The following is a 13388-nucleotide window of genomic DNA, read 5'->3' as shown; positions in this document are numbered from 1 at the left end:
AAATTGCAATAAATGAAATCAGGAGGCATATTATTCATGGCATTTACACAATTGACGACAGAGGTAGGCAATAACGAAACATCCGCAATCATCCGCACCAATCATGGGGACGTCAAAGTCAAGCTGTTCGGCGACATCGCCCCGAAGACGGTCGAGAATTTCACGACACATGCAAAGAACGGCTATTATGATGGTCAAATCTTCCACCGTGTAATCAAGGACTTCATGGTGCAGGGCGGAGACCCGACCGGCACAGGCATGGGTGGGGAGAGCATATTCGGCGGAACGTTCGAAGACGAGTTTTCAACAGAGGCATTCAACCTCTACGGCGCCCTATCCATGGCGAACGCAGGCCCTGGTACGAACGGCAGCCAGTTCTTCATTGTGCAGGCATCTGAAGTGCCGGCGCAGATGATCAACCAGCTTGAAGGTGCAGGGTATCCGGCCGAGATCATTGAAGCATATAAGGAAAAAGGCGGTACACCTTGGCTCGATCAGCGCCACACGGTTTTCGGCCATGTCATTGAAGGCATGGATGTAGTGGAGAAGATTGCAGATGTCGAGACAGGTGCACAAGATCGGCCGAAAGAAGATGTCAAGATAGAAACAATCGAAGTGGCAGACTAGGCTTAGGTTCCCATGAAGACGTTTATTATAAACGCTCACAAAATAGTCACTAAAAGGGTCTCGATTCATAATAGACCTTTGTTATACTGTATGGAGCAAAGGTGAGTGAATATTTATGATGCCATTTTTATATTTCCCTGAAGATAAAAGTGAATATATACCCGCCTTCATCACTTTGGCGATCTGCATGCTTCTGGCCTATCTGGCTTATCGCCTGATCAAGCGGTATTCCGAGAAACAGGAACAGAAGATGAAGGAGTTCGAAGAACAGGTGATGAAGCGGATGGAGCAGGAGAGCGATGAGCCCGGAAGCAGGTATTGAACTCTACAGACTTATTTCAGACTGGAACCCGCTTCAACTGGAAGCGGGTTTTGATTATGACCCGGAAATATATGACGCCATATCCGCCATATATGAAAGTGATGATGTACACGTTGTGAGCCGGGCGATCCAGGAAATCTTCAACCAGTCGTTCGAAACCGTGATACCCTTGGCGGAAATTGATCCGATAACTGAACGGGCCCTAGTGCTCAAACGACTCTATAATGATGCATGACCGCAGGTTCGATCCTGTGGTTTTTTCTTTGGGCAGTGTTTGATTCGATAAACACGGTTGCTTGTGATAAAATGGTTCATGCGTATGATAACTGAAAAGTTAGTGGGGTAATCCAATTGGCAAAGAAATATCGGAAAGGCCAGTTCATCAAAGTCAAAGTAACTGGTATCCAGCCATATGGTGCTTTTGTCAAAACCCCTGATAATCAAGAAGGACTCATCCATATTTCAGAAGTGATGAATGATTATGTGCACGATGTGAACCAATTTTTATCCAAGGGCCAGATCGTCAGGGCCAAAGTGCTCAGCGTGGACAAGAATGGGAAACTGAACCTTACATTGAAGGAAAATGAATACTTCAAAAACGAGGAGCGGAAACGGGATAGACGTTCCGTCCTGGATCAGATCAAGGACACGGAAGAATATGGCTTCGAGTCCATTAGACAAAAGATGCCGGAATGGATAGATACGGCGAAAAGACATTTGAAGGACAAATGATGGGCCTAGAAGAAGCATGTCCGGGCCACTGCAGCAGAAGTTGCAGTGGCCCGGACATTTTTTATGGAAACCTACATTTTAACCTGTATAATCTTTACATCCATATTTTGCTTGGACCAACAGCATCAAGCTATACTGGACCTTATCCGAGTATTTTTATACGTGGTGGTGAATACGTTTGCAGGCTATGTGTAAGCGCTTTTAAAATAGGCTCTAAAAGGGTTGAAAAAGTCCTGCTTTAAGTCCATTATTATGATAGGCATTTAATATTAAAGGAGGCATCTTTAGATGATACCGTACAAGCATGAACCTTTTATGGATTACTCGAAAGAAGAAAACCGTAAAAAACTGGAAGAAGGTCTGGCTACAGTCAAGGACTATCTCGGTCAGGATTATCCATTGATCATCGGCGGGGAACGCATCACTACCGAAGACAAGAAAGAATCTTACAACCCTGCTGATAAAGCGGAGACGATCGGCTATATGTACCAGGCCAATCAAGAGCATGCACAAAAAGCGATGGACACCGCATTGGAGACGTTCGAATCATGGAGGAAATATTCGTTCGAGTTCCGTTCCGACGTCCTGTTCAAAGCAGCGGCGATCGTCCGCAGGCGCAAGTATGAATTTACAGCCCTGCTTATAAAAGAAGCAGGAAAACCTTGGAAGGAAGCGGATGCGGATGTAGCGGAAGCCATCGACTTCCTGGAATACTACGGACGCAATCATCTTAAGATAAAAGATGGCGAACATGTGGAATCACGCCCTGGTGAGTACAACCAATTCCATTATATTCCGCTTGGTGTCGGCCTTGTCATCTCTCCTTGGAACTTCGCCTTCGCAATCATGGCGGGCACGACAGCTGCTGCGCTGGTGACAGGCAACACAGTGCTCCTCAAGCCATCTTCAAGAACGCCGATAGTGGCATACAAGTTCATTGAAGTGCTGGAAGAAGCAGGCATGCCTGAAGGCGTCGTGAACTTCATCCCAGGATCATCGAAGGATATCGGGGACTACCTTGTCGAACATAAGGATACGCGTTTCATCTCCTTCACGGGTTCCCGTGATGTAGGCACGAAAATCTACGAAAAGGCAGGCGTCGTCCAAAAGGGCCAAGACCCACTTGAAGCGCGTCATTGCAGAAATGGGCGGTAAGGATACGATAGTCGTCGATTCCGGCGTGGACCTTGAAGAGGCAGCAGAGGCAATCGTCTACTCTGCATTCGGTTTCAGCGGGCAGAAATGTTCCGCCTGCTCCCGTGTGGTTGCTCTTGAAGATATACATGATGAACTCCTTGAGAAGGTCGTAGCCAAAACGAAGGATCTGAAAGTGGGTAATCCGGAAGCAGATGTCAATGTCGGACCAGTCATCGATGATGCCTCCCTTGAAAAGATTTCGAACTACATCGAGATCGGTAAGAAAGAAGGGCAGTTGGAGATCGGCGGCAAAACTGAAAATGAAACGGGGCATTTCGTCCATCCAACGGTCTTCTCAAACCTTAAGCATGATGCGGTCATCATGCAGGAAGAAATATTCGGTCCAGTGGTCGGATTCACAAAAGCCAAGGATTTCGATCAAGCCATCGAATATGCCAATGCAACAGACTACGGCCTGACAGGAGCGGTATTCACAACGGACCGCCACCACATCGAACAGGCGCGTGAAGATTTCCATGTAGGGAACCTGTACTTCAACCGCGGATGTACTGCAGCCATCGTCGGCTACCAGCCTTTTGGTGGGTTCAAAATGTCTGGTACGGATTCCAAAGCGGGCGGTCCGGACTACCTGACGCTCCATATGCAAGGCAAAACGACTTCTGAAATGTTATAATGCAATTTGACAGCATGATCATAAAAATTACAAAAAGCGAGCGGGGCACTTACCCGCCTTTTAAGAAAGGGAGATAGAATGACAAGATCACAGGAAATCATCGAGCAGACACAACAATACGGAGCACCAAACTACAATCCTCTACCGATCGTACTCTCAGAAGCTGAAGGCGTATGGGTGAAGGACCCTGAAGGCAATGAATATCTGGACATGCTGAGTGCATACTCCGCAGTCAACCAGGGGCATAGGCACCCTAAGATAATCAAGGCCCTAAAAGATCAGGCGGATAAGTTGACGCTCACTTCCCGTGCGTTCCACTCAGATCGCCTCGGACCTTGGTATGAAAAAGTATGTAAGCTCGCTGACAAGGAAATGGCTTTGCCGATGAACACGGGTGCCGAAGCTGTGGAAACAGCAATCAAAGCAGTACGCCGCTGGGCATATGATGTAAAAGGTGTGGAAGATGATAAAGCGGAAATCATCGCCATGAAACAGAACTTCCATGGCCGTACATTGGCAGCAGTATCGCTTTCCTCTGAGCCGGAGTACCGTCGCGGTTACGGTCCGTTGCTTGACGGCATCAAACTCGTTGACTTCGGTGATATCGACCAGATCAAGGAAGCGGTCACTGAAAACACGGCAGCAATCCTGTTGGAGCCGATTCAAGGTGAAGCAGGCATCAACATACCACCTGAAGGCTTCCTGAAGGCAGTACGCGAAGTCTGCGATGAAAACAACATACTTTTTGTGGCAGATGAAATCCAGGCAGGCCTTGGCCGTTCCGGTAAACTTTTTGCAACACATTGGGACAATGTGGATGCGGATGTATATATCCTGGGGAAAGCACTCGGTGGCGGCGTCTTCCCGATTTCCTGCGTATTGGCTGACGAAGAAGTGCTTGGTGTGTTCAACCCAGGTTCCCACGGCTCCACATTCGGAGGAAACCCGCTTGCTTGTGCGGTATCGGAAGCGGCGCTTGATGTCATGAATGATGAAAACCTCGTTGAAAGATCACGTGAACTCGGAGAATATTTCAAAGCAGAACTAGAAAAGATCGATAACCCTGTAATCAAGGAAGTGCGCGGTCGCGGACTCTTCATCGGTGTCGAGCTGACTGAAGCAGCAAGACCATATTGTGAAGAACTGAAAGAACTCGGTCTGCTCTGCAAAGAAACTCACGAAACAGTCATCCGCTTTGCGCCTCCACTGATCATCTCCCAGGAAGATCTCGACTGGGCCATCGTTCAAATCAAAAAAGTGCTTGCAAAATAGTACTTGGAAATAACGCTTTTAAATAGTAACGAATATGATACAATGATTATGAAAACAGTTCCAAAAAAAGAGGCGGATAAAAATGTCAGAGAAATCAAATCTTATCACTTCCACACAGGCGATCATCCATGAAGCTTTGGATAGACTCGGTTTTGATGAGGGTATGTATGAACTGATCAAAGAGCCGATGCGTCTTTTGACAGTGCGCATCCCGGTGCGCATGGATGATGGTTCAGTTAAAGTATTTACCGGCTACCGTGCCCAGCACAACGATGCTGTTGGACCGACTAAGGGCGGAATACGCTTCCACCCGGATGTTAATGAAGAGGAAGTCGTGGCACTTTCAATGTGGATGACCTTGAAATCAGGCATCGTCGATCTACCTTATGGTGGCGGTAAAGGCGGAATTGTGTGTGATCCGCGTGAGATGAGCATCCAGGAAGTAGAGCGTTTAAGCCGTGGCTACGTCCGTGCAATCTCTCAGATTGTCGGGCCGACAAAAGACATTCCGGCACCTGATGTATTCACGAACTCGCAGATCATGGCGTGGATGATGGATGAATACAGCATGATTGACGAATTCAACTCTCCTGGTTTCATCACCGGTAAGCCAATCGTCCTCGGTGGTTCCCAAGGGCGTGACCGTGCGACTGCTATGGGGGTCATCATCTGTCTGGAACAGGCTTTGGAGAAACGCGACATGAAGATGAAAGATCTCCGCGTAGTCATCCAAGGCTTCGGTAATGCCGGAAGTTTCCTTTCAAAAATCCTGTTTGACAGGGGCGCTAAAATCGTCGGCATTTCGGATGCCAATGGTGCGCTGCACGATCCGGAGGGCCTTGACATCGATTATCTGCTCGACAGGCGCGACAGCTTTGGCCTAGTGACGAATCTGTTCGATGATGCATTGCCTGGTAAAGATCTCTTCAAAATCGATTGTGATGTCATCATACCTGCTGCAATCGCAAACCAGATCACAGAAGACAATGCAGACGATATCAAAGCGGAGATCATCTGTGAGGCGGCCAATGGCCCGACCACTAAAGAAGCGACGAAAATCTTGACTGATAACGGTAAGCTCATCGTGCCTGATGTATTGGCTTCAGCCGGTGGTGTTACGGTTTCCTACTTCGAGTGGGTCCAAAACAACCAAGGCTACTATTGGGATGAAGATGAAGTCAATGAAAAGCTTGAAATCAAGCTTAAAAAAGCATTCAATGATATCTATGACCTGCATGAAAACCGCCATATCGATATGAGACTTGCAGCTTATATCATAGGTCTGAAACGAACAGCCGAGGCTGCGCGCTACAGAGGTTGGGCATAGAATAGACACTAACAAAGGAGAGGCTGGACAGATAATCTGTCCGGCCTCTTTTGTATGGATATTCATAAACATGTTGATTTATTTAATTTTTTGTATTATTATGAATGTTCGAATATTCACCTGAAATATGTGTGTGCTGAGGGTCTAACCCAATTTGCCATAAAATAGGGTGGAAGAGAAAAAGGAGAACTGATCATGACAGAAACCTCGAATTTGATTACATCAACACAATCAGTCATCCATAAGGCATTGGATAATCTTGGATACGATGAAGGAATGTACGAATTGATTAAAGCACCACTCAGGATGCTCAAAGTGCGCATACCTGTAAAAATGGATGACGGTTCTGTAAAAGTGTTCACCGGATACCGTGCCCAACATAATGACGCCGCGGGCCCAACTAAAGGGGGCGTCCGTTTCCATCCTGATGTCACGGAAGAAGAAGTCATTGCCCTTGCGATGTGGATGACACTAAAAGCAGGAATTGTCGATATACCATACGGTGGTGGTAAAGGTGGGGTAGTCTGCGATCCGAGGAGTATGAGCAGTAGGGAAAAGAAGAAATCTCGCGTGGGTATGTCAGGGCAATCTCTCAGATTGCAGGGCCGACAAAGGACATTCCAGCTCCTGATGTCTATACCGATGCGCAGACGATGGCGTGGATGATGGATGAGTACAGTGTGAAGCACTCTGATGATCCATTCGAATTCATCACAGGTAAACCACTTGCAGTCGGAGGGTCGAAAGGACGCGAAACGGCGACCGCGATGGGAGCGGTGATGTGTGTCGAGCAGGCCATGGAGAAAGTGGGTATATCCATGAAGGGTGCACGCATCGTCATACAGGGATTTGGTAATGCGGGAGGTTACATATCAAAGATGTTGCATGATAAGGGTGCAAAGATCATCGGTATATCAAGATCTTCAGGCGCCCTCTATAATCCTGAAGGAATAGACATCGATTATGTACTGAGAAACCGGGGAAAGTTAATCTGGCGGAAAAACTACCTGCAGAATCCATTACAAATGAAGCACTGCTCGAAGTGGACTGCGATGTCCTCATTCCAGCAGCAATCGCAAATCAAATTACTGAAAGCAATGCCTGGGATATTAAGGCGGAAATCATATGTGAGGCGGCCAATGGCCCCACTACGGAGGAAGCAACGCGAATATTGACTGAAAAAGGTGTGCTGATCATTCCGGATGTCCTAGCTTCAGCCGGCGGTGTGACCGTATCATATTTTGAGTGGGTTCAGAATAAGCAAGGTTTCTATTGGGAAGAAGAAGAAATAAAAGAGCTGCTGGAAGGTAAGATGACAGCCGCTTTCGAAGCCATATACAAACTGCACCAATCACGTCAGATGGACATGAGACTCGCGGCCTACACGTTAGGCATAAGGCGTGTATCAGAGGCAGTAAGGTTCAGGGGATGGGCCTGAGCATCATCACTAAAAAAAACGATTGCCTGTTTTGAGGTGCTACCTCCTAAGTTTACAGATGAAAGAAAAAATCTGTAGCTTAGGAGGTTTTTTAATGGCCAGACATCGCAGTTTCAAAGAAAAGATGGCAATTATAGAGCATTATTTAACACATGGTGATATGAAGACGACCAGCAGACGATTTGAGGTTAGTAAAACAACCATTCATCGATGGGTGTTAACGCATCAAGAGAAAGGGCCTGAGTCACTGGCAGTCAGAAGACGGCATCATACCTATTCAACCGATTTCAAAGAAAGAGTCATCCTTGAGTATTTAGAGCAGGGCATTGGGTATCTCCCACTCGCAAGGAAATACGATATTGCTTCTGATACTACAGTCAAACAATGGGTCATCGAGTATACTGAAGGTAAAAGATTAAAATCGACCTTTGGGGGTGCGCGCTCTATGACGAAAAGCAGAAAGCCGACATATGAAGAACGATTGGAAATCGCACAGTATCACGCAACCCATGATGTCAGTATCCGTGAGCTCTCAGAACGATTCGATGTCTCCTATCAACAAGCGTATCAATATGTGAAGAAGTACGAGAGAGCGGGGCAGATGGCCTCGAAGACCGACGGGGCCGCCCTAAACCGGAAGCAGCGTTGACTGAAGTCGACAAACTGAAGCGTGAGCTGGAAATCGAACGGAATAAGCTTAAAAAAGTGGAAGTGGAGAATGCATTCTTAAAAAAGTTGGAAGAACTCGAGAGGAGACGCAAGTAAGCCGGGTTCGGGGTCAACGGATTCATGAAGCGATCACAGAACTGCACAGCGCAGGCTACTCCATCTCTGAACTGTGCGCAGTCGCAAACATCAGCCGCCAAGCGTATTATCAGTACCAAAAGCGCCAAAAAACGAAGAATGAAATTGAAAACGAAACAATTGCCGCATGCATCGCGGACTTCTACATCAAGTACCAGGGGGTGCCGGGTATCGCATGATGCGTCACCTTGTGAACCGTCATTTGAACACGGCCTACAGTCGTAACCGTATCCTGCGCATCATGCGGCTGATGGGCATTCAGTCCGTCACACGGAAGAAGAAGATGGTCCGCACCATGAAATCCGGCGACTTCACGGCAAAGAATGGCCTGGGCCGACAGTTCATCTCGGAATTTAAGAACGAAAAGTGGTTGACCGATGTGACCGAGTTCAAGTTGAAGACTGGCCGGCGGGTCTTCATGTGTGCGATTCTCGATCTGTTTGATAACAGTATCGTCGCTTACCGATTCGGTCTCAGTAATAATAACCGGCTGGTGTTTGATACACTCAAGGCAGCGCTCGCAGCCAATCCAGGCGCCTCCCCCATGATCCACAGTGATCGCGGCTTCCAGTTCACATCATATGGTTTCAGAAAGATTTTAAAGGCGCATGGCATGACGCAAAGCATGTCCCGTGTTGGCAAGTGCATTGATAACGGGCCGATGGAGTCGTTCTTTGGCAAACTGAAATCGGAACGGTACAATCTGGTGCGGAAAGATACTGGATATGGGACGTATCAGCAACTCATAGATGATCTGGATGTCTACATCCATTTTTACAATCACGAACGCCCGCAAGAGGTACTCTACGGCCTTACGCCTGTCGAATTACGCAAGATTGCCGCATAAAAAAACTGAGATTCTAATCGATTAGAATCTCAGCAAAAATTATTTTATTCATCTGTAAACTTTAGTGGTACCAGATCATTTAGGGCAATCGTTTTTTCGTATGCTTATTTTCTTCTGTCATTTTTCATCCTGTTGATGAGCGACTCCATCTCTTTGATGTAGTCCCTATCATTTCCGGATGTATCCTGTGGTGGGGTGTCTTCCTGGACGTTCGGCGCTTCATCGTCGTCTTCTGGAACATCGTCATCAGAAGTATAGCCATATTCATCCTCTGGTGAAGCAGCTTCTTCTTTACGTTTTTGTGCGTCAATCTCTCTTTGGGTGATGATTTCACCATCCGGTGTCATGTACTTTTTATTCATCTTGCGTGTTTCAGAATCAAAGTAGCTGTAGATGATCGGAATGATGAACAGCGTCAGGAACGTACTGCTGATCAGACCACCTATTACTACGATGCCCATCGGTGCAATGAGTTCTGCACCTTCACCAATCGCAAGTGCAAGCGGCAACATGCCGAGTGCGGTCGTCAGCGCGGTGATGACTATCGGGCGGAAGCGGTCCTGGACACTCTTTTCGATCGCTTCGAGCGTAGTCATGCCTTTGGCTTTCTGCTGATTGATGTAGTCGACCAGCAGTATGGCGTTGTTGACCACGATACCAAGCAGCAGGATGACGCCGACTACAGCGATGACGCTCAGTGGATTATTTGTGATGATCAATGAGAACATCACTCCGATGATGCTGAGCGGCAGTGAAAATATGACCACGAATGGGTGCTTGAAGGATTCGAACTGGGCGACCATCACGAGATAGATGAAGATGATGCCGAGTGTTATCGCAAGCAATAGTTGAGGAATTGCGTCACTGAGCATTTCCAGATCGCCACCAATCGACGTTTCCGTTTCATCTGCGAATTCCGTATCTTCAATGATGCTCTCAACATGACTGCCCGCTTCATTGAGGCTCATTTCAGGTTTATATGAAATAGTGAGTTCCGTCGTTTCCTTCTGGTCATCGCGGTTGATGAGCGAAAGCATTTCGGCTTCTTCCAGTTCAGCGACATCTTCAACTGCGACATATTCGCCTTGGCCATTGGCGATCTGGATGTTCTTGAAGGCCTCGACGCTGCCTGTGACATCATCCGGATATTTGACATTAATCGTCAGGAACTCAGACCCTTCGTCGACGGTGGATGCCGGGACCCCGTTAGTCGCCTCGTAGATTGCTGAGCCTATCTCTGCAGGCTGCAGATCATTTTCCCTGGCTGCTGCCCGGTCTACACGCACCTGGAGTTCCTGGGTCATGTCTTCGCGGCTTGAAGTGACGTTGTCTATATCTGCATCATCTTCCAATGCCTTTATGATGGTTTCTTCGGATTCGACGAGCCTCTCAGGGTCTTCGTCTGCAATATTCAGCGCAAGTGTGTTCGGGTCGGAACCTGTGCCTGCCTGGGACATCGGGTTGACGCTGATTTCAGCAGAAGGTTCCACACCTTCAATTTCATTTTCGATATCTTCAATGAATTCATTGGTCGTCACGCTGCGTTCACCCGGGCCGACCAATGTCGCCATGATGTTGCCGACATTGCTCTCGTCGACTGGGCTCATCGTGGAGGTGGAACCGATGGTGCTCATGTAGGTATCGATTTCCGGATAATCTTCAAATTTCTCTTCTATGCGGGCAACGGTCGCTTCGGTTTCGGAAAGGATCGCATCCTGCGGCATTTCCACTTCAACAGTCAGCGTACCTTCATCGCTCTCAGGCAAGAGATCCAAGCCTTGGATATAGATGCCTACGCCACCGGCTATGAGGATTAGGGCGGTCAATATAAGGACAGTCAGGCGATGTGTGAGTGTCCAGTGCGACAGTTTCCTGAGCCCCTTCATATAACGGCGGTCCCGTCGCTTCTCTTCTTCGTTGTCATCCGGTGCTTCCAGAATGCGGCTGGCTAGCATGGGCACCACAGTCAGGGCGACGAAGAGGGAAGCCAACAGACTGAACACTACGGCTATAGCGAATGGCGTGAACAGTTGGCCGACCAGACCGCTGACGAAGACGACAGGCAGGAAGACTGCTGCTGTAGTCATTGAAGAAGCGGTGATGGCACCCGCCACTTCCTTTGTTCCTACACTTGCAGCCTGCTTCGGTGTTTTGCCCATCGACAGGTGGCGGTATATATTTTCGATGACGACGACGGCGTTATCGACGAGCATACCGATGCCGAGTGCCAGGCCACCAAGCGTCATCAAGTTTATGCTGATGTCCGTAAAGAACAGCAGGGCAAATGTAGTGATGACGGAAAACGGTATGGCGATACCGATTATGAGTGGTGATTTCAAGTTGCGTAGGAATGCGAAGAGGACGACCATTGCGAGTATCGCACCGCTTATCAATGATAGGTAGACACTGTTGATGGCGAGGTCTATATACTCTCCTTCATCGTACAGCGTTTCAACATTGAGGTCCTCAAATTCCTCCTTATCGAGTTGTTCGTCAAGGACAGATTGGAATTCTCCATTGACGGTCGATGCGTTCGCATCGGACGCGAGACTCATTTCAATCTGCATGGCGTCTTCCTGGTTCAGACGGGTGATGACAGCGTCATCCTGCTCCGTTATGGCAACATCTGCCACATCATCAAGAGTGAGTGTGCCGGCACCTTCAGGCAGATCCGCCAAGACCAGTTCCTCGAGCGATTCCACTCCGTCGATTTCACTGACCGTTCGGGTTGTGATGGATTCCTTTTCTTCTTCATCGACGATTGTGGCGTTTGGTATGGAGATGTTATTGGCTTCAATGATGTTGGCGACATCGCTTTGGCTCAGCTGATACTCTTCGAGTGCCTCGGTATCAAGTGTCACGGAAATTTCTTCTGTGATGCTTCCGGTCTCACTGATCGAGGCCACACCATTGATGTTTTCGAGTTCATTGATGAGATCTTCGACCTGCCCCTGGAATTCGCCGACCGATTTGTTTTCGGAAGATACGGCAAGCGTCAGACTCGGAAGCATCGTGATGTCGAACTCGAGGAAGGATGGATCCCCTGCCTCTTCTGGCAGACTTGTGTTTTCTATCGTACGGACGATTTCATTTTCGACTTCATCAATCGTCATGTCATATCCGAATTCAAGAAGGATCACCGAGGAACTTTCTTGGGATTGGGAGGATATGTTGGTTAAACCGCTGACGGTGGACAGCTCGGCCTCGAGTGGCTTCGTCACATCTTTCATGACCTCTTCAGGTCCAGCCCCCTGGTAGCTGGTCGCCACCGCAGCGATTGGCGGCTGGACATTCGGCAGCAGCTGCAGCGGCAGCCTGGTCAGGGAAACGGCCCCGAGGAGGATGAGTATAATCATGATGACGATGGTGAATTTTGGTCTTTTTATTGAAAAATCGGCTAGCTTCAAATGGCTTCACTCCTGTATAATATGAGATGTATATTGTAACCCGACAACGTGTTGTACTATGACAATATTAGTTAAATTATATCTATGATTCAACCTACAATCCAATGGGGAGTGTTGGAAAGGAGGAAAGATTATGTCCAAAATAAGTCGCAAGGAGGAAACCCGTCATAATTTCGTTGAAGCATTCTGGACCTTGTACGTCTCGAAGCCTCTAGATAAGATTACCGTCAAGGAAATTACGGACCTCGCTGGATACAACCGTGGCACATTCTACACTTATTTTGCAGACGTCTACGAAGTGCTGGAGACGGAGAAGAAATTGCTCCTGCCAAGTGAGGAAACCATCATCGAACGTCTGAAGATGCTCAGTGATGATCACCCTCCGCTTGAGAGGTCGTTCGAGGATGTTTCCCATTGCATCAGGGAGCACAGGACGCGCATCGCCATATTGCTGGGGCCGAGGGGGACCCTGGCTTCCAGTATGAACTGAAGGCGCGCTTCAGGCGGGTGATATTGGATTTTGCAGACGGTATCGGCATCCAGGAGCTATCAGACTATGAATACATCATTGAATACCATGTGTCGGGGATGATCGGCATGTATCAGCGCTGGGTCGAAAATGAAGAGGACATCACTGAAGAGCGGCTCGGCATGATATATGAACGTGTCGTCAATGAAGGCGTGATGAGAATTACAAACGAGATGTTCAGAGCAGCGAAAAAAGGCGGTTAGGTGTTTTCATCCAGGGCATGAAAGGGTATAACAACGGAGAATTGGAATC

At 48.0% G+C, this 13388-nt stretch carries 11 protein-coding genes and 2 pseudogenes; 12 read left to right on the top strand and 1 reads right to left on the bottom strand.

Translation table 11 applies throughout. The features are described from left to right. The first annotated feature begins 36 nt into the window (after positions 1 to 36). The 10 genes and pseudogenes from ACYF68_RS12140 to ACYF68_RS12095 all read left to right on the top strand — a co-directional run bounded on the left by ACYF68_RS12140 (position 37) and on the right by ACYF68_RS12095 (position 9200). Positions 37 to 627, top strand: coding sequence for a peptidylprolyl isomerase (locus tag ACYF68_RS12140; RefSeq protein ID WP_461047138.1), 591 nt, complete (start codon positions 37 to 39; stop codon positions 625 to 627). A 115-nt stretch (positions 628 to 742) separates the two neighbouring features. Continuing rightward, positions 743 to 949, top strand: a complete 207-nt coding sequence (locus ACYF68_RS12135; protein ID WP_380569921.1) for a hypothetical protein — start codon at positions 743 to 745, stop codon at positions 947 to 949. Continuing rightward, positions 927 to 1184: a DUF1871 family protein gene (locus ACYF68_RS12130; RefSeq protein ID WP_461047136.1), complete on the top strand. Its 258-nt coding sequence runs from the start codon at positions 927 to 929 to the stop codon at positions 1182 to 1184. The genes ACYF68_RS12135 and ACYF68_RS12130 overlap by 23 nt, the downstream gene beginning before the upstream one ends. 116 nt (positions 1185 to 1300) lie before the next feature. After that, positions 1301 to 1681, top strand: coding sequence for a S1 domain-containing post-transcriptional regulator Ygs (gene ygs / locus ACYF68_RS12125; protein WP_344703191.1), 381 nt, complete (start codon positions 1301 to 1303; stop codon positions 1679 to 1681). A 288-nt stretch (positions 1682 to 1969) separates the two neighbouring features. After that, positions 1970 to 3512 (top strand): annotated as a pseudogene (gene pruA / locus ACYF68_RS12120) (L-glutamate gamma-semialdehyde dehydrogenase). Positions 3513 to 3590: 78 nt separating this feature from the next. Next, complete coding sequence (locus tag ACYF68_RS12115; RefSeq protein ID WP_461047134.1) at positions 3591 to 4784, top strand: ornithine--oxo-acid transaminase; 1194 nt, start codon at positions 3591 to 3593, stop codon at positions 4782 to 4784. Between the two features lie 82 nt (positions 4785 to 4866). Next, complete coding sequence (locus tag ACYF68_RS12110) at positions 4867 to 6111, top strand: Glu/Leu/Phe/Val family dehydrogenase (protein ID WP_461047132.1); 1245 nt, start codon at positions 4867 to 4869, stop codon at positions 6109 to 6111. Positions 6112 to 6306: 195 nt separating this feature from the next. Beyond that, positions 6307 to 7549: pseudogene (locus tag ACYF68_RS12105) on the top strand (Glu/Leu/Phe/Val family dehydrogenase). 94 nt (positions 7550 to 7643) lie between these two features. Then, positions 7644 to 8198 carry a transposase gene (locus ACYF68_RS12100; RefSeq protein WP_461046286.1) on the top strand — a complete coding sequence of 185 codons (555 nt, stop codon included), beginning with the start codon at positions 7644 to 7646 and terminating at the stop codon, positions 8196 to 8198. Positions 8199 to 8480: 282 nt separating this feature from the next. Next, complete coding sequence (locus ACYF68_RS12095) at positions 8481 to 9200, top strand: IS3 family transposase (protein WP_461047130.1); 720 nt, start codon at positions 8481 to 8483, stop codon at positions 9198 to 9200. Between the two features lie 104 nt (positions 9201 to 9304). Here the strand turns inward: ACYF68_RS12095 and ACYF68_RS12090 are convergent, their stop codons facing one another. Further along, entirely contained in the window at positions 9305 to 12607 is a 3303-nt protein-coding gene (locus ACYF68_RS12090) for an efflux RND transporter permease subunit (protein WP_461047129.1), read from the bottom strand. Between the two features lie 133 nt (positions 12608 to 12740). Between ACYF68_RS12090 and ACYF68_RS12085 the strand changes: the two genes are divergently transcribed. Next, the gene (locus ACYF68_RS12085; RefSeq protein ID WP_461047128.1) at positions 12741 to 13097 is read left to right on the top strand and encodes a TetR/AcrR family transcriptional regulator; all 357 of its coding nucleotides are present in this window, start codon (positions 12741 to 12743) and stop codon (positions 13095 to 13097) included. Beyond that, positions 13022 to 13339, top strand: a complete 318-nt coding sequence (locus tag ACYF68_RS12080; RefSeq protein WP_461047126.1) for a TetR-like C-terminal domain-containing protein — start codon at positions 13022 to 13024, stop codon at positions 13337 to 13339. Before ACYF68_RS12085 ends, ACYF68_RS12080 begins: the two co-directional genes overlap by 76 nt. Positions 13340 to 13388 lie beyond the last annotated feature (49 nt).

This window comes from Salinicoccus sp. CNSTN-B1, from assembly GCF_054792835.1.
The sequence above is the reverse complement of the archived record's forward strand: the minus strand, read 5'-3'. Positions and strand labels throughout refer to the sequence as shown.